The 25,919-nt window shown below is 62.8% G+C and carries 25 protein-coding genes; 17 read left to right on the plus strand and 8 right to left on the minus strand.

The features are described from left to right. The first annotated feature begins 4 nt into the window (after window positions 1-4). From KJP30_RS18975 to rpoD, 6 genes are all read left to right on the plus strand, one after another. Window positions 5-271, plus strand: coding sequence for a sarcosine oxidase subunit delta (locus tag KJP30_RS18975; protein WP_218450896.1), 267 nt, complete (start codon window positions 5-7; stop codon window positions 269-271). Then, a complete protein-coding gene (locus tag KJP30_RS18980) occupies window positions 261-3,197 on the plus strand; it encodes a sarcosine oxidase subunit alpha family protein (protein ID WP_218450897.1) in 2,937 nt (978 codons plus the stop codon). The genes KJP30_RS18975 and KJP30_RS18980 overlap by 11 nt, the downstream gene beginning before the upstream one ends. Continuing rightward, window positions 3,190-3,741: a sarcosine oxidase subunit gamma gene (locus tag KJP30_RS18985; RefSeq protein ID WP_343222796.1), complete on the plus strand. Its 552-nt coding sequence runs from the start codon at window positions 3,190-3,192 to the stop codon at window positions 3,739-3,741. Before KJP30_RS18980 ends, KJP30_RS18985 begins: the two co-directional genes overlap by 8 nt. 32 nt (window positions 3,742-3,773) lie before the next feature. Further along, the gene (locus KJP30_RS18990) at window positions 3,774-4,049 is read left to right on the plus strand and encodes a hypothetical protein (RefSeq protein WP_218450899.1); all 276 of its coding nucleotides are present in this window, start codon (window positions 3,774-3,776) and stop codon (window positions 4,047-4,049) included. Between the two features lie 44 nt (window positions 4,050-4,093). Further along, window positions 4,094-6,073 carry a DNA primase gene (dnaG, locus tag KJP30_RS18995; RefSeq protein ID WP_218450900.1) on the plus strand — a complete coding sequence of 660 codons (1,980 nt, stop codon included), beginning with the start codon at window positions 4,094-4,096 and terminating at the stop codon, window positions 6,071-6,073. A gap of 124 nt (window positions 6,074-6,197) precedes the next feature. Beyond that, window positions 6,198-8,183: an RNA polymerase sigma factor RpoD gene (rpoD, locus tag KJP30_RS19000; protein WP_218450901.1), complete on the plus strand. Its 1,986-nt coding sequence runs from the start codon at window positions 6,198-6,200 to the stop codon at window positions 8,181-8,183. An 832-nt stretch (window positions 8,184-9,015) separates the two neighbouring features. Here rpoD and yghX read toward each other — a convergent pair. Beyond that, a complete protein-coding gene (yghX, locus tag KJP30_RS19005; protein ID WP_218450902.1) occupies window positions 9,016-9,921 on the minus strand; it encodes a YghX family hydrolase in 906 nt (301 codons plus the stop codon). Window positions 9,922-10,012: 91 nt separating this feature from the next. Here yghX and KJP30_RS19010 point away from each other — a divergent pair, with 91 nt between their 5' ends. The 5 genes from KJP30_RS19010 to ribD all read left to right on the plus strand — a co-directional run bounded on the left by KJP30_RS19010 (window position 10,013) and on the right by ribD (window position 14,518). Beyond that, entirely contained in the window at window positions 10,013-10,432 is a 420-nt protein-coding gene (locus KJP30_RS19010) for a secondary thiamine-phosphate synthase enzyme YjbQ (RefSeq protein ID WP_218450903.1), read from the plus strand. 89 nt (window positions 10,433-10,521) lie between these two features. Further along, window positions 10,522-11,277 carry a DUF1353 domain-containing protein gene (locus KJP30_RS19015; RefSeq protein ID WP_218450904.1) on the plus strand — a complete coding sequence of 252 codons (756 nt, stop codon included), beginning with the start codon at window positions 10,522-10,524 and terminating at the stop codon, window positions 11,275-11,277. A 29-nt stretch (window positions 11,278-11,306) separates the two neighbouring features. After that, window positions 11,307-12,818: a zinc-binding metallopeptidase family protein gene (locus KJP30_RS19020; RefSeq protein ID WP_218450905.1), complete on the plus strand. Its 1,512-nt coding sequence runs from the start codon at window positions 11,307-11,309 to the stop codon at window positions 12,816-12,818. 132 nt (window positions 12,819-12,950) lie between these two features. Continuing rightward, window positions 12,951-13,418: a transcriptional regulator NrdR gene (nrdR, locus tag KJP30_RS19025; protein ID WP_218450906.1), complete on the plus strand. Its 468-nt coding sequence runs from the start codon at window positions 12,951-12,953 to the stop codon at window positions 13,416-13,418. Then, window positions 13,415-14,518: a bifunctional diaminohydroxyphosphoribosylaminopyrimidine deaminase/5-amino-6-(5-phosphoribosylamino)uracil reductase RibD gene (ribD, locus tag KJP30_RS19030; RefSeq protein ID WP_321206942.1), complete on the plus strand. Its 1,104-nt coding sequence runs from the start codon at window positions 13,415-13,417 to the stop codon at window positions 14,516-14,518. The genes nrdR and ribD overlap by 4 nt, the downstream gene beginning before the upstream one ends. Before the next feature lie 121 nt (window positions 14,519-14,639). Here ribD and KJP30_RS19035 read toward each other — a convergent pair whose 3' ends face one another. The 3 genes from KJP30_RS19035 to KJP30_RS19045 form a co-directional block, all read right to left on the minus strand. Next, entirely contained in the window at window positions 14,640-16,670 is a 2,031-nt protein-coding gene (locus KJP30_RS19035; RefSeq protein ID WP_246594609.1) for a capsule polysaccharide biogenesis protein, read from the minus strand. 12 nt (window positions 16,671-16,682) lie between these two features. Further along, window positions 16,683-17,834 carry a polysaccharide biosynthesis/export family protein gene (locus KJP30_RS19040; protein WP_218450908.1) on the minus strand — a complete coding sequence of 384 codons (1,152 nt, stop codon included), beginning with the start codon at window positions 17,832-17,834 and terminating at the stop codon, window positions 16,683-16,685. A gap of 95 nt (window positions 17,835-17,929) precedes the next feature. Further along, on the minus strand, window positions 17,930-19,222 hold the full coding sequence (locus KJP30_RS19045) for a capsule polysaccharide biogenesis protein (protein WP_218450909.1): 1,293 nt from the start codon (window positions 19,220-19,222) through the stop codon (window positions 17,930-17,932). 89 nt (window positions 19,223-19,311) lie between these two features. On the opposite strand from KJP30_RS19045, the gene KJP30_RS19050 reads away from it, so the two are divergent. Beyond that, on the plus strand, window positions 19,312-19,899 hold the full coding sequence (locus KJP30_RS19050) for a riboflavin synthase (RefSeq protein ID WP_218450910.1): 588 nt from the start codon (window positions 19,312-19,314) through the stop codon (window positions 19,897-19,899). 12 nt (window positions 19,900-19,911) lie between these two features. Here the strand turns inward: KJP30_RS19050 and KJP30_RS19055 are convergent, their stop codons facing one another. Further along, complete coding sequence (locus KJP30_RS19055; protein WP_218450911.1) at window positions 19,912-20,445, minus strand: GNAT family N-acetyltransferase; 534 nt, start codon at window positions 20,443-20,445, stop codon at window positions 19,912-19,914. 240 nt (window positions 20,446-20,685) lie between these two features. On the opposite strand from KJP30_RS19055, the gene KJP30_RS19060 reads away from it, so the two are divergent. Beyond that, window positions 20,686-21,102 (plus strand): c-type cytochrome, encoded by a 417-nt coding sequence (locus KJP30_RS19060; protein ID WP_218450912.1) that lies wholly within the window; start codon window positions 20,686-20,688, stop codon window positions 21,100-21,102. Window positions 21,103-21,206: 104 nt separating this feature from the next. On the opposite strand, the gene KJP30_RS19065 is transcribed toward KJP30_RS19060, so the two are convergent. The 3 genes from KJP30_RS19065 to KJP30_RS19075 all read right to left on the minus strand — a co-directional run bounded on the left by KJP30_RS19065 (window position 21,207) and on the right by KJP30_RS19075 (window position 23,087). Next, window positions 21,207-22,265: a YeeE/YedE family protein gene (locus tag KJP30_RS19065; protein ID WP_218450913.1), complete on the minus strand. Its 1,059-nt coding sequence runs from the start codon at window positions 22,263-22,265 to the stop codon at window positions 21,207-21,209. A gap of 87 nt (window positions 22,266-22,352) precedes the next feature. Continuing rightward, entirely contained in the window at window positions 22,353-22,688 is a 336-nt protein-coding gene (locus KJP30_RS19070; RefSeq protein ID WP_218450914.1) for an ArsR/SmtB family transcription factor, read from the minus strand. Between the two features lie 15 nt (window positions 22,689-22,703). Continuing rightward, complete coding sequence (locus KJP30_RS19075) at window positions 22,704-23,087, minus strand: thioredoxin fold domain-containing protein (RefSeq protein ID WP_218450915.1); 384 nt, start codon at window positions 23,085-23,087, stop codon at window positions 22,704-22,706. Window positions 23,088-23,161: 74 nt separating this feature from the next. Here KJP30_RS19075 and KJP30_RS19080 point away from each other — a divergent pair, with 74 nt between their 5' ends. The 4 genes from KJP30_RS19080 to soxY all read left to right on the plus strand — a co-directional run bounded on the left by KJP30_RS19080 (window position 23,162) and on the right by soxY (window position 25,909). Next, window positions 23,162-23,899, plus strand: a complete 738-nt coding sequence (locus KJP30_RS19080; RefSeq protein WP_218450916.1) for a cytochrome c biogenesis CcdA family protein — start codon at window positions 23,162-23,164, stop codon at window positions 23,897-23,899. A 64-nt stretch (window positions 23,900-23,963) separates the two neighbouring features. Then, on the plus strand, window positions 23,964-24,548 hold the full coding sequence (locus KJP30_RS19085) for a thioredoxin family protein (RefSeq protein ID WP_218450917.1): 585 nt from the start codon (window positions 23,964-23,966) through the stop codon (window positions 24,546-24,548). Window positions 24,549-24,970: 422 nt separating this feature from the next. Continuing rightward, window positions 24,971-25,447, plus strand: a complete 477-nt coding sequence (soxX, locus tag KJP30_RS19090; RefSeq protein ID WP_218450918.1) for a sulfur oxidation c-type cytochrome SoxX — start codon at window positions 24,971-24,973, stop codon at window positions 25,445-25,447. 27 nt (window positions 25,448-25,474) lie between these two features. Beyond that, entirely contained in the window at window positions 25,475-25,909 is a 435-nt protein-coding gene (gene soxY / locus KJP30_RS19095) for a thiosulfate oxidation carrier protein SoxY (RefSeq protein ID WP_218450919.1), read from the plus strand. Window positions 25,910-25,919: the final 10 nt, after the last annotated feature.

Raw genomic sequence — 25,919 nt, forward strand, 5'->3', positions numbered from 1 at the left:
AAAGATGCGGCTGACCTGTCCGATCTGTGGCACGCGCGATCGGCGCGAGTTCTATTATCAGGGTGACGCGGTGATGCTGGACCGGCCCGCCGCGGATGCCGCGGCGCAGGTCTGGGCGGACTGGCTGCACCTGCGGGACAACCCGGCCGGGCGGACCCGGGAGCTGTGGTATCACGAGGCGGGCTGTACCTCGTGGCTGGTGGTCGAGCGCGATACCGTCACGCATGAGGTGTTTTCGGTCGAACTGGTGGAGGCCGCCGATGCGGATTGAGGGCAAGGGGCGCGTCGACCGCGCGCAGCCGCTGGATTTCACCTTTGATGGCAAGGCCTATACCGGTTTTGCGGGGGATACGCTGGCCTCGGCGCTATTGGCGGCGGACGTGCGGTTGATGGGGCGCAGTTTCAAGTATCACCGTCCGCGCGGACCTTTGACCGCCGGGTCCGAGGAGCCCAACGCGCTTGTGACGGTACGCACTGGCGCGCGGTCCGATCCGAATACCCGTGCGACGGTTCAGGAACTGTATCAGGGACTGGAAGCGAGCAGCCAGAACCGCTTTCCCTCGTTGGATTTCGACCTGCTGGGGGTGAACAACCTTGCGGCGCCTTTTTTTGGCGCGGGGTTCTATTACAAGACTTTCATGTGGCCCAAGAGCTTTTGGGAAAAGCTGTACGAGCCGATGATCCGCCGCGCCGCCGGATTGGGGGCGCTGTCCGGCGAGGCCAGTCCCGAGCGCTTTGAAAAGGCCTATGCCTTTTGCGATGTGCTGGTGATCGGCGGCGGGCCTGCCGGATTGATGGCGGCGTTGACGGCGGCCCGGACCGGGGCGCAGGTGATCCTTGCCACCGAAGATTGCTGTTTCGGCGGGCGTTTGCAGGGCGAGGATGAAACCGTCGACGGTGATCCGGGGTGTAGCTGGGCGACCGGGCTGGCGGCGGAGATGGCAACGATGGAAAACGTGCGCCTGATGCCGCGCACCACGATCACCGGCGCATATGACGGGGGCACCTTTGGCGCTCTGGAGCGGGTGACGCAGCATCTTGCCGATCCCGGCGATGCGCCGGTCGAATGTTTCTGGCGGATCGTGGCCAAGCGCGCCGTGCTTTGCGCCGGGGCGCTGGAGCGGCATATTGCCTTCCGCGACAACGACCGGCCCGGCGTCATGATGGCGGGGGCGCTGCGCAAGTACCTGAACCGCTGGGGCGTGGTGCCGGGACAGCGGGTCGCGGTCTTTGGCAACAATGACGACGCTCACCGGACGGCGCGGGACCTGCATCTGGCGGGCGTGGATGTGGTGGCTCTGGTGGACAGCCGGCATGACGCCGAAAACCGCGCTGGCGACGTGCCGTTCTATCCCGGTTGGCAGGTGGCGCGGGCGCATGGGGCCAAGGGGCTGGAGGCCATTGACCTGATCGGACCGCAGGGGGCGATCAAGCGGTTGCAGGCCGAGGCGCTGGGCGTTTCGGGCGGGTGGAATCCTTCGGTCCATTTGACCTGTCACCTGAACGGGCGTCCGGAATGGGATGACCGCATCGCAGCGTTTGTGCCTCGTGACGGGGCGGTTCCCGGAATGAGCGTGGCGGGGGCCGCGCGCGGGACATTCTCGACCGCTGGCTGTCTGCGCGAGGGGGCCGAGGCGGGCCGGGACGCGGCAGAGGCCCTTGGCTATCGTGGCGAGATGCCGGTGATCCCCGAGGCCAGCGACGAGCCCTATCGCATCCGCAGGCTTTGGGCGGTGCCGGGCAAGGGCCGTGCATGGCTGGATTTTCAGAACGACGTGACCGTCAAGGATGTCAAGCAGGCCGCGGTCGAGAATTACCGCAGCGTCGAGCATATGAAACGCTACACGACGCAGGGCATGGCCACCGATCAGGGCAAAAGTTCAAATGTTTCGGCGCTGGCAATCCTTGCCGATGCCACCGGGCGTGACATTCCGGAAACCGGCACCACCACCTTTCGGCCGCCCTATGTGCCCGTGTCGATTGCCGCCATGGGGGCAGGCGGAGAAGGCAAGGGGTTTGCGCCCGAACGTTTTACAACGTCCCATGCGGGCAGCGTCGCGCGGGGCGCTCCGATGATCGAGGCGGGGCTGTGGTATCGCCCGTCTTATTTCCCGCAGCCGGGTGAGACCACGTGGCGCGAGTCCTGTGATCGCGAAGTGAAGATGGTGCGGGAGAGCGTCGGCATCTGCGATGTCTCGACCCTTGGCAAGATCGAGCTTCAGGGCCGCGACGTAGGTGCCTTTCTTGATTTCGTCTATACAAACACATTCTCGACGCTGAAACCGGGGCGGGTGCGTTATGGTCTGATGCTGCGCGAGGACGGGCACGTCATGGACGATGGCACGACCGCGCGGCTGTCGGAGAACCGTTGGGTGATGACCACTACAACCGCCGGGGCCGGGCAGGTGATGAAACACCTTGACTGGGTTCGCCAGGCCTATTGCCCGGAGGTGGACGTGCGGTTCATTTCCGTGACCGAACAATGGGCGCAATTCGCCGTGGCCGGACCAAAGTCGCGAGAGGTGTTGAACGCGCTGCTGGATGAACCGATCGACGACGGCAGCTTTCCGTTTATGCAATGCGGGCCGGTCAGAATTGGCGGTGTTGCGGCGCGGCTGTTCCGGATCAGCTTTTCCGGGGAACATGCCTATGAGATCGCTGTCCCCGCGCGCTATGGTGCCAGCCTTTTCGAGGTGTTGCTGGGCCGGGCCGAGGCCATGGGCGGCGGTCCCTACGGGATGGAGGCGCTGAATGTCCTGCGGATCGAAAAAGGGCATATCACCCATGCCGAGATCCATGGCCGCACAACCGCGTTCGACATCGGTTTTGCCCGGATGGTCTCGGCCAAGAAAGACTGTATCGGCAAGGCTTTGGCGGCGCGGCCCGGGCTGGTTGACGCGGACCGTGAACAACTGGTCGGGCTGAAGCCTGTCACCGTGGGGCAGGAACTGACCGCTGGTGCGCATCTCTTCGACAAGGGGGCAGAGCCGGTTCGGGTCAACGATCAGGGCTATATCACCTCGGTCGGATTTTCGCCAACGCTGGGGACATGGCTGGGCCTTGGGTTCTTGCGAAACGGACGGGCGCGGATCGGCGAAGAGGTGCGGATCGTCGATCACCTGCGCGGGGTCGACCTGACCTGCCTTGTGACCGATCCGGTGGCCTTCGACACGGATGGAGGACGGTTGCGTGGTTGAACTGACGGCCTTGACGCCCTGTGAGGGGGTGTTGCCCGTTCGCAAGGGCAACGTGACGCTGAGCGAGGTGAACCCGGGGAGGATCACGGCCTTGATGCCGTACAAGGGCCGGCAGGCAGAGCTGTCAGAGGCTTTGCAGGCGGCCCATGGTGTCGGCTTTCCCTCGGCCGGTCGGCTGACCGGCGGGGGCGGGGCCACATGCCTGTGGACGGCGCGGGGGCAGGCCATGTTGCTGGGCCCGGAGCCAGATCCGTCGTTGCAGGATTTTGCCGCCGTGACCGAACAATCCGATGCATGGGCAGTTGTGCTGCTGGCGGGCGAGGATGCCGAAGCCGTTCTGGCGCGGCTGGTGCCCTTGGATCTGAGTGAGAGCGCCTTTCCCGAAGGTCATGCCGCGCGCACTTTGTGCCAGCACATGACCGTTTCGGTTTGCCGCGTACCCGAAGGGTTTCAGATCATGTGTTTCCGGTCGATGGCGCGGACTCTTGCGCATGAACTCTCCGAAGCCATGGCCTCGGTTGCCGCGCGGCAGGTGGCGGGCTAGAACCCACCTCAGTCTGCTATTGAGGAGCCACCATGCGAGTCTTGGGTTTCATTGCCGCGTTCGGAATTGCCGCCTCTGGCGCCATGGCGCAGGACGTGGATAAGTGCGAACAGACGGAAACCTGGTTCAACATGGCCGCGCAAGCCCGGCTGGACGGTGACAACAAGAACAAGGTCCGCCGCACCATGGCCAAGGAAATGGGCAAGGACGCGGCCGGGCAACTGGTCGATTTCATCTTTCTCGTGCCCGAAGCGCAACTGACCCCGGAACTGGGCAAGGCCGCCCGCGCCCAGTGCGAGGCGCTCTGAGCAGGGGTCTTGCCTCGGGGCCGCGCTGAGCGATATTGAGGGGCATGAGCCTCCCCCCCGGATTCCTTGATGAGTTGCGAAACCGCACCAGCCTGTCGCAGGTGGTGGGGCGCAAAGTTCTGTGGGACAACCGCAAGTCCAACCAAGGCAAGGGCGATCTTTGGGCGCCATGCCCCTTTCACCATGAAAAAACCGCGTCTTTTCATGTGGATGACCGCAAGGGCTATTACTATTGCTTTGGCTGTCACGCCAAGGGCGACGCAATTTCCTTTGTCCGTGAGACAGAGAACGTCAGCTTTATGGAAGCCATCGAGATTCTCGCACAGGAAGCGGGAATGGAGGTGCCCAAGCAGGATCCGCGTGCTCAGGAAAAGGCGGATCGACGGACACAACTGTCAGAGGTGATGGAACAGGCGGTGGGGTTCTTCCGTCTGCAACTCAAGACCGGGGCAGGGGCCGAGGCGCGGGCCTATCTGGCGCGCCGTGGTCTGGACGGGGCGGCGCTGGAACGTTGGGAGATCGGGTTTGCGCCGCCGGGGTGGGAGAACCTGCGCGAGGCGCTGACCGGGCGCGGCATCGAGATGGACCTGCTGCTGGGGGCCGGACTGGTGCGCGCCTCGGACAAGGGACGTGCGCCATATGATGTGTTTCGCAACCGGATCATGTTCCCGATCCGGGACGGTCGTGGCCGGGCCATCGCCTTTGGCGGTCGGGCGATGGACCCGAATGACAATGCCAAATATCTGAACTCGCCCGAAACGGAACTGTTCGACAAGTCCCGCAACCTGTTCAACCTCAAGCCCGCGCGCGAGGCGACCGGCCGGGGACAAAGGCTGATCGTGGGCGAAGGCTATATGGACGTGATCGCCCTGTCCGAGGCGGGTTTTGCCGCCGCTGTCGCGCCCCTTGGCACGGCGGTGACAGAACCGCAGTTGCAGATGATGTGGCGGATCTCGGATGAGCCGGTCTTTGCGCTGGATGGGGACAAGGCCGGTTTGAACGCTGCCTATCGCGTAATCGATCTGGCCCTGCCGCTGTTGGAGGCCGGCAAGGGCGTGCGATTTGCCATCATGCCTGAAGGCAAGGACCCGGATGACCTGCTGCGGGCCGAAGGGCCGGAGGCCGTCAAACAGGTGTTGGATAACGCGCTGCCCATGGTGCAACTGCTGTGGCGGCAGGAAACCGACGGGCTTGTGCTGGACAGTCCCGAACGGCGGGCGGCGCTGGACAAGGCTTTGCGCAGCCGCATCGCCAAAATCCAAGATCCCAGCCTGCGCCATCACTATGGCGAGGCGCTGAAAGAACTGCGTTATGAGGCGTTCCGTTCGTCGCGGCCTCAGCGCCCCAGGCCGGGCGGCGGATTCCAGGGAGCGGGTGGTTTTCAGCGGGGCAAGTTCCGGCCGGGTACTGCGCCTGCGGTGCCGACCCCGGGGGCCAAGTCGTCGCTGCTGGCCTCCGCCGGGGAGGATGCCGAGCAACGCCTGCGGCAAGAGGTGATCCTTGCGGCGGTGCTGTCAGCCCCGCAAATCGCAGAAGAATTCGAGGCGCAGCTGGAAGACATGGCCTGTAGCGACGATGAACTGTCCCTGCTGCGCGATGCAATCCTGCGCGGGATCGGCGATGCGGACAGGGTGCTGCGCGAAGTCGAGGCGAGCCTTGGTCCCGGAGCCCTTGAAAACCTTCGGTCCGGACGCCATGTGGCGGTGGTGCCCTGTATCCGAACCCCTGGAAACGCCGAGCTCGCGCGTATGACGGTGGCCGAGGAACTGGCCAAGCTGGCAGCCAAGGATGGCTGGCAGGCGGAACTGAAGGAAGCCGAAGAAGATCTGGAAGCGCGGGCTGACGAGGCGTTGACCTGGCGACTGGCAGAGGCCGCGCGGGTTCGGGCGCAGGCGGGCCGCCGCCGTGATGAGGATGACGCCGAATATGACGTTGGCCCGAACGGCGCGCCGATCGACCGGGAGGAACGCAACGCGTTCGATTCGCTTCTGTCGCAGATTCGCTTTGAGAAAGGCCGAAAATAATCGGCGAATTGGTGACGAACTGGTAAAGAAACAAGGTTAGACGGGTGTGCGAATCGCCGAATCACGCTATTGAGTCGTTTCAGCGAATCGCTCCCGTTTCCGAGCCCCCCATCAGGAGAGCCGCATGGCAGCCAAGGACAACGAAGACGTCAAGTCCGAAGACCAGGAAGAGGATGTAAGCCTCGACATGAGCCAGGCGGCGGTCAAGAAGATGATCGCCGAGGCCCGTGAACGTGGGTACATCACCTACGATCAACTCAACCAGGTGCTTCCCCCCGACCAGGTCTCGTCCGACCAGATCGAGGACGTGATGTCCATGTTGTCCGAAATGGGCATCCAGGTCACCGAGGAAGAAGAGCAGGAAGACGACGAAAACAAGGGATCGACCGATCTGGTCGAAACCAAGAAGGCTGGCGAAGTGACGCTGGCCTCCGGTGGTCAGGAAAAGCTGGACCGCACCGATGACCCCGTGCGCATGTACCTGCGCGAGATGGGCAGCGTCGAACTTCTGTCGCGCGAAGGCGAAATTGCCATCGCGAAACGCATCGAGGCCGGTCGCAACACGATGATCCTCGGGCTGTGTGAAAGCCCGCTGACCTTCCAGGCGATCACCATCTGGCGTGAGGAACTTCTGTCCGAGGACATCCTTCTGCGCGATGTGATCGACCTTGAGACGACCTTTTCGGGCCAGATGGGCGAGGATGGCGAGATCGACGAACCCGTGGTCGACACGGGCAATGTCGAGACCTCGGCCAAACCCAAGAGCGACGAGCCTGAATATGACGCCGATGGCAATCCGATTGCCAAGGAAGATGATGACGACGACGACGAGCAGGCCAACATGTCGCTGGCCGCGATGGAAACCGCGCTCAAGCCGCGTGTTCTGGAAACGCTCGACCGGATTGCGCAGGATTACGAAGCGCTTGCAGAAATGCAGGACAGCCGGATCTCGGCCACGCTGAACGAGGACGGTTCCTTCGACGAGCAGGACGAGGCGCTGTATCAAAAGCTGCGGTCCGAAATTGTCGAACTGGTGAACGGGCTTCACCTGCACAACAACCGGATCGAGGCCCTGATCGACCAGCTTTACGGCATCAACAAGCGTATCATGTCCATCGACAGCGCCATGGTAAAGCTGGCGGACCAGGCGCGGATCAACCGTAAGGAATTCATCGAAGAATACCGCAACCACGAACTGGATCCGAACTGGCTGGACCGTATGGGCGAAAAGTCCGGTCGCGGCTGGCAGATGTTCATCGAACGCTCGACGGACAAGGTCGAAGAGCTGCGCGCAGACATGGCGCAGGTCGGTCAGTACGTCGGTCTGGACATCTCGGAATTCCGCCGCATCGTGAACCAGGTGCAGAAGGGCGAAAAGGAAGCGCGTCAGGCGAAGAAGGAAATGGTCGAGGCCAACCTGCGCCTCGTGATTTCGATCGCCAAGAAATACACGAACCGTGGTTTGCAATTCCTTGACCTGATTCAGGAGGGCAACATCGGCCTGATGAAGGCCGTGGACAAGTTCGAGTATCGCCGCGGTTACAAGTTCTCGACCTATGCGACCTGGTGGATCCGTCAGGCGATCACCCGGTCCATTGCGGATCAGGCGCGCACGATCCGTATCCCGGTGCACATGATCGAAACGATCAACAAGCTGGTCCGGACCGGTCGCCAGATGCTGCATGAAATCGGTCGCGAACCGACGCCCGAGGAACTGGCCGAAAAGCTGCAAATGCCGCTGGAAAAGGTCCGCAAGGTGATGAAGATCGCCAAAGAGCCGATCTCTCTCGAAACGCCGATCGGCGACGAGGAAGACAGCCAGCTGGGCGATTTCATCGAGGACAAGAACGCGATCCTGCCGCTGGATTCCGCCATTCAGGAAAACCTGAAGGAAACCACGACCCGCGTGCTGTCGTCGCTGACGCCGCGTGAGGAGCGGGTCCTGCGGATGCGCTTTGGCATCGGCATGAACACCGACCACACACTGGAAGAAGTGGGTCAGCAGTTCAGCGTTACGCGCGAACGGATCCGCCAGATCGAGGCCAAGGCCCTGCGAAAGCTCAAGCATCCGTCGCGGTCGCGCAAGCTGCGCAGCTTCCTCGATCAGTAAGACGCCGCAGAAACGGCCAGGAAATCAAAAAAGGCACCGCGATATGCGGTGCCTTTTTCTTTGTCCAAGGTTCAGGGCGCGGAGTGGTCGCGCCCTCAGATTTCGGCGCGAAGCTCACGCCGCGCTGCCGGGGCCGTTTGCGGTTGACGATTGGCAAACCGTGGTTGGCGCCGGACGCGGGGGGCTTTGTCCGAATGGTCAAGTTGTTGCGCTGTGAGCGCGGGTTCCGCGGGGAAACGCACAATGGCTGCGATGTTGGCGGCTCTGGCTTCGGCCAAATCCGTGCTCTCTGGGCGTTTGGCGTGATCGGGTTTGTCCTGATTTGCCAGTTTTGCCGCGGGTAGCGGCGGAACAAGGCCCGCCGCCATGGTCACAAACAGACACAGGGAGCCAAAAACGACGCTGCCCCAGAACACAAACGGTGTCTGCCAGAAAGGTTTGGTATGGTAACAGGAACCGCAATGGTCATGTGCCACGCGCATCTTGTGACCGCAGGAACTGCAGTGGAAGAAACGTAGGGTCATGTACTGCCGGGATGCTTGTGCACCCGCCTCCGTATTGTTTTTTTTATGTCCCTCGGGGGGTGGAGGCAGAGTAGCGAAGCGAGGGCCCTGTGTTAATCCTCGTGGGGGGACCCTATCCTATCGAACAGGCCGTTGGTGTGTCCTGTGCAACACGGTTTTCGCCAGTTGCGAGTGAAATCTTATCTGTTTGAGTCCCGTGAGATAGCTGGCGAACTTCATGTGCCCTGTTGCGGGATCGCCTCTCCTGCTGGACGGTTTTGCAACAGCACGGAAACCGTGGCCGGGGCCTGCCCGGCCACGGCGGGCCCCTACTTCAGATGTTCGTTGAAAAAGGCGATCGTCCGTTCCCATGCCAGTTCGGCGGCAGCCTCGTCGTAGCGCGGGGTCGAGTCATTGTGAAACCCGTGGTTCACGCCGGGGTAGATATATGCGGTGTAGGTCTTGCCATGCTCCTTGAGCGCGGCCTCGTAGGCGGGCCAGCCTTCGTTGATGCGGCTGTCCAGTTCGGCATATTGCAGCAGCAAGGGTGCCTGAATGCGCGGCACGTCCTCGGCGCTGGCCTGACGGCCGTAGAAGGGAACCGAGGCACCCAGTTCCGGATAGGCCACGGCCAGCGCGTTGCAGACACCGCCGCCATAACAGAAACCGACGCAGCCGACTTTGCCCGTGGTGTCGTCGTGCCCGGCGAGGAACTCATAGGCGGCGAAAAAGTCGTTCATCAGTTTTTCGCCGTCGACGGTGCGTTGCAGATCGCGGCCGGCGGCGTCGTTGCCGGGGTAGCCTCCGACGCTGGACAAACCGTCCGGCGCCAGCGCGATAAAGCCCGCCTTGGCTACACGGCGCGCCACGTCTTCGATATAGGGGTTCAGCCCGCGGTTCTCATGCACCACGACGACCGCCGGAAGCGGTCCCGTGGCATTGGCCGGCTTGACCAGGTATCCGCGCACGGACCCATGCCCGTTGGGCGAAGGATATTCGATATATTCCGGGATGATGTCGGGGTCGGTAAAGTCGACCTGATGGGCCAGCGCGTAATCGGGCGACAGCATGTTCAAAAGCGCGGCGGCGGTCAGCCCCCCGACGGCGAATTTACCCGCCCGGTCGAGGAACTCGCGCTTGGTGATCCGCCCGTGGGCATAATAGTCGTAAAGGTCCAATAGTTCCTGGTCAAAATCGGCGGCCGTCATGCGGCGCGGCGGAGTCTGGTCGTTCATTGGAGGGCTCCCTGTGATCCGCGCCGGGCCGTTGCGGTTCCAACTGACGGATGCGATTACCCTAGTGCGAAATTTTCGGGAAAGATGCGTAATGCAATCACGTTTCTGTGTTCGGACCTCGGGCCCGGGTTTGTATGAAATCACCGGTGACGCGGCCCGTTGGGTGGCCGGGGCCGGGCGGCCAGAGGGGCTGTGCACACTGTTTTTGCGCCATACCTCGGCCAGCCTGCTGATCCAGGAAAATGCCGATCCGGATGTGCGCCGCGATCTGGATGCGTTTTTCCGTCGGCTTGTGCCGCATGCGGATGATCCCCGGATGGACTACCTGACACATCGTTGCGAAGGACCGGACGACATGCCCGCTCATATCAAGGCGGCGCTGTTGCCGGTCAGCCTTTCAATCCCGGTGGTGGACGGCCGGCTGGCCTTGGGAACCTGGCAGGGCATCTACCTGTTCGAGCATCGCGATACCCCGCATCACCGCGAAATCATTGCGCATTTGGGCGGGTGAGGTATTCCGCCATTGTTCCTGCATGCGCCGCTGGTAGACTGTAGCGCATAACTGCCACGTTTTTTCAGACCACATCCGGGATTGAACTCATGCAACGCAAGACAAAAGGTCGGGCGCTTTTTGCCGTTTGCCTCCTGCTTGTCGCGGGCGGAGCCGGTGCCGTGATCGGCGTGCCCGAGTATCTGGCCCGCCATGGTGCCGCCACGGCGGGTACCTGTCTGGAGGTCGAAAGCCGCGACCGCCTGTGCCGTTTTATCGGTGGGCCGCTTCAGATGTCCGGTGAACCCGTGTTCATCGAGAATTATCACCACGCTTTCCTGCCGACCAAGGCCAAGATCGACTTTATCGATGCCAGCGGCGACAAGTGGACCGCGCCGCCGCAGACGCTGACCGACGGGGCAACGATCCCGGTGATCTTTGCGCCGCTGATCGGGGACCGTCAAAGCCGCGAATACCTGATGGCCGCGGCCTTGCACGATGCCTATTGCGGTGTCGGGAACGAAACGCTGGAAACCTATCGCACCCGCACCTGGCGCGAGGTGCACCGCATGTTCTACGAGGCGCTGCTGGTCAATGGCACACCCGCCAAGAAGGCCAAGATCATGTACGCGGCGGTTTTCCTCGGCGGCCCTCGCTGGGACGAACCCGAAATGTCGCTGGCAGATGTGCCCGAGGCGAAGCTGTTGCAGGAAATGGAATGGTGCCTCGAATGGATCGAACTTGCGGATCCTTCGCCAGATGAAATCGAACAATGGATGGAGGACCGGACGCAAATTCTGCTGTCGGGCGGCCCCCAGACCATGCCAGACTACCTCAAAGAGGCGAGCGACCCGAGGAAATTTTGACATTGCATAACCAGACTGCTGACCGCTGGATGGATGACCACGCCGGGGATCTCTCGGCGTGGTGTTCGCAGATTTTCGACTTTGCCGAACCAGCCTGGCGCGAGTATCGCTCGGCCGAATGGTACGTGGCGCGGCTTCGGGCCGAGGGGTTCGAGGTCGAAGAAGGCTCGGGCGGCATGCCGACTGCCTTCTGTGCGCGGTGGTCGCAGGGCGATGGGCCGATGATCGGCATGTATGCCGAATATGACGCCGTGCCCGCCAACTGTCAGGCGCCCGTGCCCTATGAGGCCCCGCGTGAGGGGTTTGGCCCCTTGGCGGCGGGCCACACGGATCCACATTCGGCGCTGGGGATGGGGGCCTTGGCCGGGGTGCTGGCGACAAAGGCCGCGATGCAGGCGCATGGTATTCCCGGCGGTTTGCAGATCACAGGCGAGCCTGCGGAAAAGGTCCGCGGGTCAAAGCCGTTGCATGCGGCGGCGGGATATTACGATGGTCTGGCGGCGATGCTGTCTTGGCATCCGTTCTATATGCTGCCCCTGTGCAATACCGTCCGCTGGGATACCCATTGCGGTGCGGCCTATTCCTTTGTTTATCGTTTCCGCTGTGATGCGCCGCAGACATGGATGCAGGGGGGCGATGGCGTGCCCCCGATCCCGCAAAGTCATTCCGACGTGCGGGCACCGGGTGCCAATGACGCGCTGGTCACGATGTACCAGATGGGGCGCAGCCTGCGGGACTCGATGCTGCCCCATCGCGGCGGCTGGTCCCTGTCCGAGGCGATCCTGTCCACGGGGCAGGCGACGGCAGACAACCTGCCGGCGCGTCAGGCGGACCTGCAATATCTGATGCGCGTGCCGGACCTTCAGATGGCCGAGCAGATCACCGCGCAGTTGGACCGGCTGGCCCGCCACGTGGCCGAGATCACCGGCTGCACGGTTGAAAAGATCTGGGTCAGCAAATCGCGCCCTGGGCTGCCCAACCACGCCTTGGCAGAGATCGCTTGGCAGGCGTTGCAGCAGGTGGGCGCGCCGTCTTACGGGGCCGATGCGCTGGATCTGGCACGGCAGGTGCAATCGGCCTGCGGGTCCGAGCCAACAGAGGATCCACTGATCCCCGAATGTACCCGCCTGATCGCACCGCAAGAGGCCGAGACCATCCTGCGCCGCGATTTGCCGCCCAGCCAGTTGAACAGCACCTCGGACGACTACACCGACATGTGCTGGCACGCACCGACTGCGCGGATCTATATTGGCCGTCCGGCGTTGCGCGGGGGGCCTTATCCGCCTTGGGCGATGAACGCGCTGGGGGGGATTCCGCAACTGATCGACCCGACGGTTCAGGCGGCGGGCCGCGTGCTGGCGCGGACGGCGCTGCGCTTGCTGACGGATGACGGGGCGCGCCGGGCCACATGGTCGGAATTCGAAACCCGCCGCGCCGCAGGCCCGATCCCGCCCCTGGCCGATTACGCGCCGCCTGTCGATCTGCCCTGGCCGGAATATGTCACCACGGCCCGCGGTCGAAACTGGCATATTCCTGGTTGAGAAACCATTATCTAGCGGCGCGAATTCCCCTCTACCCAAATTCTGGAGGCTGACCTATAGTGGCTGTGGATAAATGGGGGCAAACCCCATGACCAGCGGCAGGAATAACAGGAATTACGAGGGGATGGGCCCATGCGCTGCCCGTTTTGCGGAAATATCGACACCCAGGTAAAGGACTCCCGTCCGGCGGAAGACCATGTTTCGATCCGGCGGCGCAGGTTCTGTCCGGCCTGCGGGGGGCGTTTCACCACCTATGAGCGGGTCCAGCTGCGCGATCTTGTCGTGATCAAGACCAATGGCAGGCGCGAGGATTTCGATCGTGACAAGCTGGAGCGGTCGATCCGCATCGCGCTGCAAAAACGCCCGATCGAACCGGAACGCATCGACCAGATGATCTCGGGGATCGTGCGGCGTCTGGAAAGCATGGGGGAAACGGATATCCCCTCCAAGATGATCGGCGAGATCGTCATGGAAACGTTGGCGCGGATCGACACGGTTGCCTACGTGCGCTTTGCCAGCGTTTACAAGAATTTCCAGGCGGCGGATGATTTCGACAAGTTCGTCAGCGAGTTGCGGCCAGAAACTCAGGCTGAAAAGTGACATCCGAAGATCGGCGCCACATGGCCCACGCGATGGCGTTGGGCCGGCGCGGCATGGGGCAGACGTGGCCAAACCCGGCGGTTGGCTGCGTGATCGTCCGGGATGGACGCATCGTCGGACGTGGTTGGACACAGCCGGGCGGCAGGCCGCATGCGGAACGGGTGGCGCTGGACATGGCCGGAGAGGCCGCGCGCGGTGCAACCGCCTATGTAACGCTGGAACCCTGCGCCCATCATGGCCAGACGCCGCCCTGTTGTATGGCGCTGGTTGAGGCCGGCATCGCGCGGGTGGTGGCACCGATTGCCGACAGTGACCCAAGGGTGGACGGTCAGGGCTTTGAATACCTCCGCAAACACGGGGTGGTCGTGACGACAGGCGTCGGTGCGGATCAGGCCCTGATGGATCACGCGGGCTTTTTCTTGCGTCTGTCGCAGGGGCGTCCCTGGGTCACGCTGAAGCTGGCAATGACAGTGGACGGGCGCATCGCGACGGCCACCGGCGAAAGCCAGTGGATCACCGGTCCCACGGCACGGCGCGCGGTGCATGCATTACGGGCCAGCCATGATGCGGTCATGGTCGGGGCTGGCACAGCCCGGGCCGATGATCCGCAACTGACCGTGCGCGGCTTTGGTGCGCGGAGGCAACCTGTTCGCGTGATCGTATCACGACTGATCGACGTGCCCTTGATGAGCCAGTTGGCGCAAAGCGCCCGCGAGGTGCCGCTGTGGCTGTGCCACGGTCCCGAGGCGCGCTCGGAACTGCGCTCGGCATGGGAAGGGATCGGCGCGCGGCTCTTGCCCTGCCAGATCGCGGGCGGGCGGATAGATCCGCTGGCGATGCTGCAAACCCTGGGTGCCGAAGGACTGACGCGCGTCTTTTGCGAAGGCGGCGGGCAGTTGGCGGGCTCTTTGCTGCTGCATGACCTTGTCGATGAGCTGCATGTCTTTACCGCAGGGATGGCGCTGGGGGCCGAAGGCCATCCCGGTATCGGCGCGTTGGGTGTCGCCCATCTGGATGAAGCCCCCCGTTTCGAGCTTGTGGATGTCACGCGGGAGGGTGGCGATATCCGCCATATCTGGCGTCGCAAGGGAAATGGTTAATAGGCGCGTTAACAAAAGGTTAACGGCACCCTAGGGTTGTTTACGATGCGTAAGCTGTCTGTGGATAAGTCTGAAAATAACTTTTTTTCAGGGCAATAAGTAAAGTTTGTGTAACAAAACCTTAACGACGCCACAGATCTGCATGGCTGGCCAGCGCACCCTGTAGCTTGGACAGCAGGCGATTGGCGGCTCCGGGCCTTGGAATGCGGCCCGTTTTCAGGCGTTTGACGGTGGTTTCTACCGGGCAGGGTGAACCTGTGACCGGATCGAAATACCGGGGGTAATCGATCAGGGTGGCGTGGACCAGTGCCTCGAGCGTCGGGCGAGGCCCGTGAAGACGGCGCGCCGGAACCGGGCCCAGGTCCCGGGTCAGGCCCCAACCGGCGTAGAACGGTGCGCCGAGTGTGACCACGCGGCAGCCACGCAGCAACGCCTCGAACCCGGTGAGCGATGTCATCGTCCAGACTGCATCGACCTCGCGCAGTACGGCCCCGATGTCGCAACGGTCCAGCACCATATCCGCCCAGCGTTCGGGAGATGCGACCGCCCCCCGGCGCAGACCGGCTTCGACATCGGGGTGGGGTTTCCACAGGATGACAGCGTCCGGGTTTTCCGTCCGCGCGCGCTCCAGCAGGGCGGCGTTGTTCTGTAGGCCGGGACTGCCTTTCAGCACCGATGCATCGTCTTCGACCTGTCCTGGCACAAGGATGCGGTAGCCGGGCGGCAGAGCAGGCAGGTCTCCGGATAGATTGTATTTGGACAAGCCTTCGCTCACCAGTGCATCAATAAGCCTGTGGGTACGTCGGATTTGGTCGGGTCGCATAGTGGCGGCGCGGCGCCGCACCCAGCTTTCCAGCGCCGATGGGCGTGTGGGATCGTAGTAAATCCCTTCGGAATCCAGCACCAGGGACAGCGGCGGCACCAATTCTGCGCCCAGTCCCCGCGATCTTAGAAAGCCATCCTCGACACGAACGGTTTTTCCCGCTGCCTTTCCGGCCCAACACATGTGCGGTCGCCCGTCGCGCTTGGCGATATCCCCAGCTTTTTCCACATCATCTTCGAAGGTCAGCGGCCCCTCTTGCCCGAAGAATTTCTTCAGAGGCGCTCTTTTCCACAGGCGCATGCCGGAGGCGACCCAGCCAAGGCGATCCTCACGCCATGCGCGGGCGCGGGCCTCCAGCGTGCCGAGCACATCTTCGATTTCGCACAGTCGGTCGTCGTGGGGATCGTACCAATGCGGGAACAGGATCAGGGCTGCCGCGCAAAGCTGTGCCCGCGTCAGTTGCCTGCGGCGGCGGGGGATTGGATCTTCGTCCTGAGTCAGGCCCCAGCCCGCGTAAAAGGGCGCGCCAAAGACGCGGGGACGATGGCCGGCGAGGATCGCCTCGAACCCCATCTGCGACGAAACAGTATAGACCGCAGTCGCGCCTTCGAGCAGCGACCAAGGCGATGCCGGGCCATCATAGAGCGTCACCTCGCCGCCGGTATCCTCGGTCCGGTAGTGCCCGGGCCGAAAGCCCGCTCCGGTTTCGGGGTGGGTCTTGAGGATGATGCGCGCACCGGGGTTTTCTTCGCGCGCGACAAAGAGCATCTCTAGAAACCGCGCGCGGTCCGCCCGGCTTGCCGTTACCGAGGCATCGCCGCTGGTCTGGTCGACCACCAGAACATAGCCGGGGGCGGGCAAATCGACGTCCAGACGGGTAGCGGAATACTTGCTCAGATGCGCCTCGGCCATGCGGGCCATGACACCGCGTGCCCGGTCCAGCAAGGCGGTGTCATCCAGCGGATGTGTGTTCAGCAACGTTTCAAGGTCTGAGGGCGCGCGCCCGTCAAAATGTACGCCGCTGTGGTCGACCAACAGACCAAGAGGCGGTTCTCCGGCGCGTCCGGGGTGAAGCGAGCGTAGAAAGGCATCTTCGATCCGGACCAGCGTGGCGCCGCTGCGTGCGGCCATGGCCTCGCCCCTGTGGGCGTAAGGCGACTGTCCCCAGACGCCGACAAGGTCGCCCGCACCGGGCGTTCCGGTCGTTACACGATAGCCGGCCAAACCGAGGATCCGCCGCAAGCGGCTTTGCCACAGGAAGCCGCCGTTGTAGACGAAAAGACGCCGGGGAAAGGTGTCCCCGGCGCCGGTCATGTCGTCAAAGCGCATCGCCCAACCCGGTCAGCCACCCGATCCGGTGATCGTATCGGCGGCGGTGGTCAGCGTCGTGACTGCGCCAAGCGTGCCGGTGAAGGCGGCGATCACCTTGTTCCACTGGGCGAAGGGCGCCTCGGTCACATAGACCGTGTCCTGATCGCGGATCACGAAGTCCCGCGCCATGAACAGGCCGTTCGGCTTGGTCAGGTCCAGTACGTAGATCATACGCTGGGCGCCGATCAGATCGTCGCGGCCCAGCACCTGATTGGCAACCTCAGCCGGTTCGTTGCGCATCACAAATACGCCGGTCGGATCGGCGGAGGTGGGCGTCAGGCCACCGACCTGTGCAATCGCCTCAACGGCCGAGATGACCTGGCTTTCGAAGGGCACGCGTGCCTGTGCACCTGTGGCACCCAAAGCGGTGAAGGTCCGGGTGTCTTCTTCGACAAGGATCCGGTCGCCGCCGCGCAGGGCAATGTCGAATTTCGGGTTCTCGTAAAGGTCCTGGAACCAGATCTTGCCCTTCTGGTCACCGCGCAGAACGGTGATCTGGGCGATTTCCGGTGCGATCGACACACCACCGGCACGGGCCAGCATGGCAGACAGCGTGCGTGTGGGCCGTTCGATGGCATAGACGCCCTGACCGCCGACGGCCCCGACAAGGCTGACGGTCGATCCGTCGCCGGCGACGCGGCGTACCTCGACCTGCGGGTCGGGGGTCTGGTCTTCCAGCCGGTCGGTGATGATCTGGCGGATACGCTCTGGCGTGTTGCCTGCCGCGCGGATGCGGCCTGCGTAGGGCACAAAGATAAAGCCCGCGCCGTCCACCTGCACCTCTTCGAGGATGGTGGCATTGGCGGTCTCAGCGGCCAGCAGGCCATCGTCCACGTTTTCCCAGATCGTCAGGCCCAGCGTATCGCCGGGCCGGATCGTGTCCGAGCCAAGGACGCCTGCGTTCTTGAATGCCTCGGAGAAGCCCAGGGCCGGGACAACAGCGGTGGCCCGGGTCACGCGGTCATTGACGGAAACGACAAAGGCATCGCCCTGTCGCTGGACAGAGCCGGCAAAGATCTCACGCTTGTTGGGACCAACGCGGGGCAGGCCGCAGGACGCCACAAGCGATACCGCGACCAGGAGCGCGACTCCACGCGCCCACCGGAAAGGGGGTTGTTTCACTGCTCGGTCTCCTCGACCTGTATTATTCTGCCTCAGGTTTTTTCGGTAACGTACCGGAGTGCGGCAAAAAAAGCCAGTCCGGCGTTCCGGGGCGCTCAGTGCACCACGCGCAACTGTTGCCGAGGGGCCGCGGTCCCGCGAGAAAGTGCATCATAGGGGTCGTCGGGCGATAACATCATGTCGACCACCTGCCGCAGCAATTGCCGCCGCCCACGAGCCGAATAGAACCCGCCGGGAAGCTGCGAGGTTTCCAGCAGATAGCGGCGATAGTCCTTGTAGGCCTTGTTGTCGGGCCGCGACGGCTGGGCAAAGAACTCAGGCAGCGGCTGGGTCGAGACGAACTCGGGCTTGGCATAGACCGCGTCGCCAAAGACCTTGAGCGGGATTCCGCGCCAGAGCACTTGTTGCGCGGCAGTGGAGTTCACCGTTACCGCCGAACGGGCATCGTTGAGCAGTTGCGCCAGCTTGCCTCCGCGCACGTAATGCACCCGATCAGAAACGCCGTGTTCGCGCGCGGATTGCGCGACGGCGCGGCGCACGCGGGCGCGATCATCCTCCAGCGGGTGGGCTTTGAAGACGAGGTGATGATGCCCCGGCGCCCCTTCGGCAAAGCCTTCGATCACGAGATCGACGAAATCGGGCATGGTGTCGAAGGGCGAATGTTTCTGAAAGCTCGAGTCATGTTCAAGCTGCATCAGCGCCAGATGATAAGGAAAGCCGCCCATCCGGATGCGGGTGGTGGCAATCACACGGTCCGCCCATGTGGCGGGCATCAACAGCAAGCGGCGCAGGTACAGCAGGAATTCCTGAAAAACGCTCAGCGACCGATGCGGTTGAAAGTTGCGATAGTCACCGTTCCGAAACATCACGAACCAATGGTAGAGCGCGCCGTAAAAGATATGCTGCCGCATGTCGCCCCAATGGGCCGGGGGCAGGGGAGCCTCCATGTCGGACAGTTCCAGCGCGCGGCGCATGTCCTCGACGGTCATCCGCATCAGGCGCGAATGACCGTTCGATCCGCCGCGTTCGTAGGTCACCCAGTAGGGCCGCATATAGCCTTCTTCGAAAACATGTACGGTCAGGCCGCGGTTGCGGGCCTCTTCGACGGCTTGGGCATGGATGGCGCGCACATCCCCGTAAAGCACGATATCGGTGACCTGCCGGTCCCGGATCAGGTCGCAGAACCAGCCGCGCCAATCTTCTGGCGTGCCGCGATAAGGGATATAGCTGCGGGGATGGAACCAGAAGGCACGGTCGCCCGCGTTGAAACCGACGCGCCAGACCTCGGCCCCGGTCTTGCGCAGCATCTTGCCCAGCCGGTGAAAGAACGGCCCATGCGGTCCCTGAAGGAACAGAAAGACTCGTTTCTCGCCAGTTGCCTTGACCATGGTGCCGCTTTATGTCCGATTGCCGAAAAGAAAGTTACCGCGCGAGTTCGGCGAAATTAAGGCTCGTGCCGCCGCGAGAGGATCAGGGCATGTTCACAGGTATTGTCACCGATTTGGGCACCGTTCGCACGCTGGAACATCGCGGCGACCTGCGCGCGCGGATTGCGACCGGCTATGACACCGATGGGATCGACATGGGCGCGTCGATCGCCTGCAACGGGGTTTGCCTGACGGTTGTCGGGCTGGGAGAGGATTGGTTCGATGTCGATATCTCTGCCGAAACCGTTTCCAAGACGAATGTTGGCGACTGGGCCGAAGGCAGCCGCCTGAACCTTGAGCGCGCGTTGAAGGTGGGTGACGAACTGGGCGGGCATATCGTGTCGGGTCACGTGGATGGCGTGGCCGAGGTGGTGGCGGTGCGCGATGAGGGCGACAGCACCCGCGTTACCTTTCGGGCGCCAGAGGCTCTGGCCAAATTCATCGCGCCCAAAGGTTCGGTGGCGCTGAACGGAACCTCCCTGACTGTGAACGAAGTCGAAGGCCGCGATTTCGGTGTGAACTTTATCCCGCACACCAAGGAAGTGACCACTTGGGGCGGTGTCGCGGTCGGCGACAGGATCAATCTCGAAATCGACACGCTGGCCCGCTATGTCGCGCGGTTACAGGAATGGGGCTGATCCGCGGGCCGATCAGGCCCCGTGGATCTCTTTGACGAAAAAGTGCATGTGCGGCCGCAACATGGGCTGATCCAGCCATGTGGTCGTTTCGACAGGGCCCGGCACTTCGTCGAACCCCAGCTTGGGGTAGAGACCGCGCATCTCGACATTTGGTGTCAGCGTATCCACGACCAGCCGTCGCAACCCCATGCGACGGGCCGCATCGACGCGGGCCTCGACCAGCCGGCGTCCGGCCCCGGTGCCCCGTGCGGCACTGGTTACGTATAGGCGTTTCAACTCGCCTGTCTCTGCATCGAGGCATTTCAGCATGCCGCAGCCGACAAGCTCTCCGCCATCGGTGTGTGCCAGCGCAAGGCAGCCTTTGGGCGGCAGGTAGTCATCCGCGTTCTGCCAGAATTCGCGCAGGGCGCTTTCCGGGGCCGACCTGTCGATTTCCAGTCCCATGTTGCGCATACGTTTGACGATCAGGTCGTAGTACTCCGCCAACAAAGCGTTGAGTTCGGCCTTGGGCGGCAGGCGGTCGCACAGTGTGATCTCGATGTTCATGGAGGTTCCGCGCCTTTCAGACATGGATCGTCCCATCAAAAGACGCTGCCAAAATCCGCGCTGTCAACTCTGGCGCGGTCGCTTTGCGGCCCTTGGCCATACGCATTCCGCGTTCGGAATGCTTTGATGGAGATCATACCGGCCTCTTTCCCACGCGCGTAGTCTGGCAGGGCAGGTCACGGACTTGTCGCTCGGGAACGGGCTCATCCGATCCCGATGGCGGACTTCGGGAGGAGCAACATGAAACTCAAGATGATCTTGGCGACGGCAGTGCTTGTAATCGGTGCGCAGGGCGGACTCGCGGATGAGTCTGACCTGGTTCTGGGTAGATCCACCTACGGTGCGCTCTGTTCCGTCTGTCATGGGGCAGACGGCAAGGGCGGCGGCGAAATCGCCGCGCTGTTCAAGATCCCGCCGACGGATCTGACCAAGCTGTCAGAAACTGCCGGGGGCGATTTCCCTTTTGTCCGGGTGTACAACACGATCGCGCGCGGCATGGGCAAGGCTGGCCATGGCGAGGCAGAGATGCCTGTGTGGGGTGATTTCTTCATCGCTGACGAATTGGAAAATCGCGGCGTTCACAAGGGCGACGCGGTGGCCATTGCGGCCGGGCGCATCTTCACACTCGCGATCTATCTGGAATCGATCCAGGAATGATCCGCGCGTGACGCGGCAGCAAACGCTGTCGTGATGGGAGGGGAGGGGCCGCCGGGACGGGGCGCGCAAGCGTTCTGTCCCGGCGCGTTTCTATTGTCCCGATGTCACTCGGCGGGTTGAAAGCCGACGATCAACTGCCGCAGGCCAAAGGCCGCCCCGGCGAAAATGGCGGCAAACGTCACCGGTGCGGAAATCGCCAGCACGGAAAAGGCCGACAGGCCTTGACCGATGGAACAGCCAAGGGCAATGACCGCGCCGCCGCCCATCAGCGCGGCCCCCACGATCTGCCGGCGCAGTTCCCGCGGATCCTCACAGGCTTCCCAGCGGAAGTGGCCTTTGAACAGCGACCCGATAAAGGCACCGCCCCAGACGCCAGCGACCGATCCCACGGCAAAGCTCAGCGGGCGTGCCGACCCGGTCATCCACCAAAGGATCGTGTCCCCCAGCGGTGCGGCGAAGCTGTGTGAGACCACCGGCAGCGCCTCGAACCCGTCACGGGCCACCCATGAGGTCCCGGCCCATGCTCCGACCACGGCAAGGCCCACGGCGGCGGCCCAGGCTGCCTGTGCCGGCTTTTCCCAGACCGTGCGCGAGGCCGCGGACCCCGCAAGGATCAGTGCGCCGATCGCCATGCCCAGCAGGTTGACCGATAGGCCGCTGAGCGCCGCAAGCTGATGTGCGATGCCAGGCGGAACGTCGGTGGTCACGGCTTCTTGGGGAAAGAGCAGCGCGCGCAATGGTGCAAGCGGTCCGGAAAGCACCACGAAGGTTGCGACCCCCATGACCAGCACGATCACGAAACTGCGCAGATCCCCGCCGCCAAGGCGCGCAATCGCGCCATAGCCGCACATGCCCGACAGCGCCATGCCATAGCCAAAGACCAAGCCGCCAAGGATCGAGGCCAGCGGCATCCAGCGGATTGACAGGTAGTAGGTGGAATTGTCGGTCAGGAGCCCGCTGGCCATCAGGCCAAAGCTGCCCAGCACCGCCAGCCCGATTGCCATGCCCCACATGCGCAGACGCACGGTCGAACCGCCGTACAGCGCGTCTTCGATAGCGCCCAGCGTGCAAAAGCGCCCCAGTCGTGCGGCAAGGCCCAAGGGAATGCCCGTCAGCAGCCCGATCAGCGCGACGAGGTGGTATTCAGACAGGATTTCCATCATTCACGGGCCCTCCTCCTGACCCGCCAATCTTGGCCGCATCAGTATGCCGAGGGGGCCTGTATACTGCAAGCGTGGCGATGATCGGGATCAGTCGTCGCGGCAGAACAGGTCGTAGACGCATTCCAGCATCTTGCGCGGTCTGTCATCGGCCAGTCGATAATAGATCGCCTTGCCCTCGCGCCGCGGTACGACCAGCCCTTCCAGACGCAGGCGGGACAGTTGCTGGCTGACGGCGGCCTGCCGGGCGGACAGCAGCTCTTCGAGTTCGGTGACCGATTTTTCGCCGGTGACAAGGTGGCAAAGGATCATGAGCCGTCCTTCGTGGCTGATCGCCTTCAGGAACGACGAGGCTGCCGTGGCCTTGTCGACGATGGCATCCAGCTCTTCGTCACTCAGATCGTCATGCAGTACCGGAAGCGCCATGGGTCCCGCCCTACCTCATTCCATAGTCTCGGCAACGAAGGCCGTATGCTGTTCAAGTAGCTTCGCGTAAAGCGGCCAGAAGAAATCCTCGCCCACGTAGCCTTCCATCCGTGCGATTTCAGCACCATCTTCGACCAGAATGAAGGTCGGGGTAAAGTTCACGCGCCGGTCATAAGAAATCCCCGCCGGTGGCCCCATGTGCAGATCGGCCCGCACCAGCGGGGCGAACTTCCCTTCGGCAGTATGCGGATAGGCGTCGGAAATCTGGTCGTTCCAGGCTGCGCAATAGGCGCAGCCGGGCTGTTCGACCATGACAAGCTGATAGTCGCTGGCCGCGGCCCATGCCGCAGACAGAACCGAGGCGAACACCCCGACCAGAAGGAAAGTGAAAGAACGCATGGTGCACCGATTGACGCAGGTCTGACGGACAACTTAATCTGAATATGTGAATTGATCAAGGAAGGGCGCTTCCAGTGCTGGATATTTCGTTTGCGGGTGCGGCATTTGCCGGACTTTTGAGCTTTTTTACCCCGTGTATCCTGCCCATGGTGCCGTTCTACCTGTGTTACATGGCCGGAATTTCTATGTCGGAGCTGCGCGATGACGCGGGCATTTCGCCCGGTGCCCAGCGGCGTCTGATCCTGTCGTCGATCTTTTTTGCCGCCGGGGTGACGACGATCTTTGTCCTCCTTGGCATGGGGGCAACCGCCGTCGGACGGGCCTTTGCGGATTATCTGGATGCATTGAAATGGGTGGCCGTCATCATCCTGACGGTCTTTGGCCTGCATTTCCTTGGCGTTGTCCGCATTGGCCTGTTGTACCGCGAAGCCAAGCTGGAAAGCAGCGCCGAGCCGACAACCGTTTTTGGCGCCTATGTCATGGGGCTTGCCTTTGGTTTTGGCTGGACGCCCTGCGTCGGTCCTGCGCTGGCCTCGATCCTGATGATCGCTTCGGGCATGGGCGATATTGGTCGCGGGGGACTGCTGCTGCTGGTCTACGGGATAGGAATGACCGCGCCCTTTGTCGTCGCGGCGCTGTTTTCCGGCCCTTTCCTGCGCTGGACGGCGCGCCATCGGGCCAAGCTGCAATATGTCGAGAAACTGATGGGGGTCATGTTGATCCTCTTTGCGATTCTCATCGCGACCGATACGGTGAACATGATCGCCCAGTGGATGATCGAGACCTTTCCGTCCTGGACATCGCTGAGCTGACGCAAAGTTCCAATCGCCGCCGCCGGACAGCCCGGCGCGCCCCGCACCCCTGAAGGAGAAACCGATGAAAACCTTGATGTCTGCGGCGCTGGCCGTTGTCATGGCCCTTCCCGTGGCCGCGCAAGAAATGGGTGACGACGGGTTGTTCAAAAGCCCATGGATGCGGGACACGTTCAAGGATCTGCGCGAGGATCTGGACGAAGCAAACGCCGAAGGCAAACGGCTGGTTCTGTTCTTCGAGCAGCGTGGCTGCATCTATTGCCGCAAGATGCACGAAGAGGTGTTCACAGACGCCGAAGTTTCGGACTTCATCGACGCGAATTATTTCGTGGTGCAGCTGAACCTGCACGGCGACACCGAGGTGACGGATTTCGACGGTGAAGTGCTGAGCGAAAAGGACATGGCGCGCAAATGGCGGGTGCTGTTCACACCGAATATCGTCTTTCTCCCCGAAGAGGTCCCCGAAGGTCAAAGTGCCATCGAAGCGGCGGTCGCGGTGATGCCGGGGGCCTTTGCCAAGGGCACCTCGCTGGACATGTTCACCTGGGTGGCGGAGAAGCGTTACGAGATCCAGGATGAGACCGGCGAGGATTTTCAACGTTACCACGCGCGCCGCATCCAAGAGAGGAACAACGGCTCGTTCGACTGATTCGAGGAACTGTCGATTCGGCCATTGGTCGGGGTTGGTGACGGGACCATCCATGCCGTGGTGCCGTGGTTGGTCCCGGGGCGGGCGCGGCTTGCTTTGTACTGCGGATTTCAATCAACTCGCCGGGAGAACCGCTCTGAATTGCCGTGTAGCCGACCTGCGGGATGGTCTGAAAGCTGCGCCTGTCAGGAAAGTTGTGACTTTCTAACCGACTGACATCACGTTACAAAACGAAAGTGTGAACGGATAAGCTCCGACTGCGTTCGGGGCGGTTTGGACGCATTGGCTGCGGCGAAACGGAGCAATAATTCATATCCGTGAATTTGTTGTTGCGTGAGAGTAACCCCGTAGCCTACGGTATACCACAACAGCGATGAGCGAAGGTCTCCGTTCTACGGGGGCCGCAAGCCTAGGGAGGGAACATGAGGCTTAAAGCAATCACGGCGGCGGCGATTCTGGTGGCTGGTGCCGCTGTCGCGGACACCGTCGCCCCCGGCGACGTCCAGTATGGCGAATACGGCGAAGTGGCAGCGTCGTTGACCGGAGTCGACGGCGATGTCGACAATGGCCGCGTCGTGTTCTCGTCCAAGTCCAAAGGCAACTGCGTGGCCTGCCATGCGGTGGCCCAACTGCCTGACGTGCCCTTTCAGGGAGAGGTCGGCCCCGAGCTGACATGGACCGGTGAGGCGCGTTCGGCAGAGGAACTGCGCGGCATCCTTGCCAACGCCAAGATGACCTTCCCCGAAACGGTCATGCCCGCTTTCTACAAAACCTCCGGTTTCACGCGCCCCGGCGACGGGTACACCGGCAAGGCCGCACCGGCCGACCTGGCGCCGATCCTTTCGGCGCAGGAAATCGAAGACGTGGTCGCTTTCCTGCTGACGCTCAAGGACAGCTGACCAATCTCTAATCTTAGGAGAAACACGATGGACTTCACGAGACGTGATACCCTTGCGCTGGGTGCTGGCGCCGCCGCGATGGCCATGCTGCCGCTGCGGGCCATGGCCCAGGCTGACCCGAACGCCGAACTCGTCGGTTCGCCCGATGAGTTTCTGGCTGGCGCCGATGCCGGCACCGGCAGCCTGACGCTGACCGCGCCTGAAATCGCAGAGAACGGCAACACCGTTCCGATCGCCGTCGACGCGCCCGGCGCCGTCGAAGTGCGTGTCTACGCGCTTGGCAACCCGACACCGGGCGTTGCCACCTTCCGCTTTGGCCCGCTGGCCGGTTCGCAGGCCGCGTCGACCCGTATCCGCCTTGCCGGCACGCAGGACGTGCAGGCGATCGCCAAGATGGCGGACGGCAGCTATCAGACCGCGATGAAGACCGTGAAGGTCACCATCGGCGGCTGCGGCGGCTGATCCTGGCGGA

It is taken from the genome of Antarctobacter sediminis (assembly GCF_019218285.1).
Classification (GTDB): Bacteria; Pseudomonadota; Alphaproteobacteria; order Rhodobacterales; family Rhodobacteraceae; genus Antarctobacter; species Antarctobacter sediminis.

Coding starts and splice junctions, on each gene's coding strand:
- KJP30_RS19065 (WP_218450913.1), bottom strand. CDS start 22,265: ATGATGGAAATCCTGTCTGAATACCACCTCGTCGCGCTGATCGGGCTG.
- KJP30_RS18975 (WP_218450896.1), top strand. CDS start 5: ATGCGGCTGACCTGTCCGATCTGTGGCACGCGCGATCGGCGCGAGTTC.
- rpoD (WP_218450901.1), top strand. CDS start 6,198: ATGGCAGCCAAGGACAACGAAGACGTCAAGTCCGAAGACCAGGAAGAG.
- KJP30_RS19015 (WP_218450904.1), top strand. CDS start 10,522: ATGCAACGCAAGACAAAAGGTCGGGCGCTTTTTGCCGTTTGCCTCCTG.
- nrdR (WP_218450906.1), top strand. CDS start 12,951: ATGCGCTGCCCGTTTTGCGGAAATATCGACACCCAGGTAAAGGACTCC.
- KJP30_RS19060 (WP_218450912.1), top strand. CDS start 20,686: ATGAAACTCAAGATGATCTTGGCGACGGCAGTGCTTGTAATCGGTGCG.
- KJP30_RS19055 (WP_218450911.1), bottom strand. CDS start 20,445: ATGAACATCGAGATCACACTGTGCGACCGCCTGCCGCCCAAGGCCGAA.
- KJP30_RS19085 (WP_218450917.1), top strand. CDS start 23,964: ATGAAAACCTTGATGTCTGCGGCGCTGGCCGTTGTCATGGCCCTTCCC.
- KJP30_RS19045 (WP_218450909.1), bottom strand. CDS start 19,222: ATGGTCAAGGCAACTGGCGAGAAACGAGTCTTTCTGTTCCTTCAGGGA.
- KJP30_RS19050 (WP_218450910.1), top strand. CDS start 19,312: ATGTTCACAGGTATTGTCACCGATTTGGGCACCGTTCGCACGCTGGAA.
- soxY (WP_218450919.1), top strand. CDS start 25,475: ATGGACTTCACGAGACGTGATACCCTTGCGCTGGGTGCTGGCGCCGCC.
- soxX (WP_218450918.1), top strand. CDS start 24,971: ATGAGGCTTAAAGCAATCACGGCGGCGGCGATTCTGGTGGCTGGTGCC.
- KJP30_RS18990 (WP_218450899.1), top strand. CDS start 3,774: ATGCGAGTCTTGGGTTTCATTGCCGCGTTCGGAATTGCCGCCTCTGGC.
- KJP30_RS19070 (WP_218450914.1), bottom strand. CDS start 22,688: ATGGCGCTTCCGGTACTGCATGACGATCTGAGTGACGAAGAGCTGGAT.
- yghX (WP_218450902.1), bottom strand. CDS start 9,921: ATGAACGACCAGACTCCGCCGCGCCGCATGACGGCCGCCGATTTTGAC.
- dnaG (WP_218450900.1), top strand. CDS start 4,094: ATGAGCCTCCCCCCCGGATTCCTTGATGAGTTGCGAAACCGCACCAGC.
- KJP30_RS19035 (WP_246594609.1), bottom strand. CDS start 16,670: ATGCGCTTTGACGACATGACCGGCGCCGGGGACACCTTTCCCCGGCGT.
- KJP30_RS19010 (WP_218450903.1), top strand. CDS start 10,013: ATGCAATCACGTTTCTGTGTTCGGACCTCGGGCCCGGGTTTGTATGAA.
- KJP30_RS18980 (WP_218450897.1), top strand. CDS start 261: ATGCGGATTGAGGGCAAGGGGCGCGTCGACCGCGCGCAGCCGCTGGAT.
- KJP30_RS19075 (WP_218450915.1), bottom strand. CDS start 23,087: ATGCGTTCTTTCACTTTCCTTCTGGTCGGGGTGTTCGCCTCGGTTCTG.
- KJP30_RS19020 (WP_218450905.1), top strand. CDS start 11,307: ATGGATGACCACGCCGGGGATCTCTCGGCGTGGTGTTCGCAGATTTTC.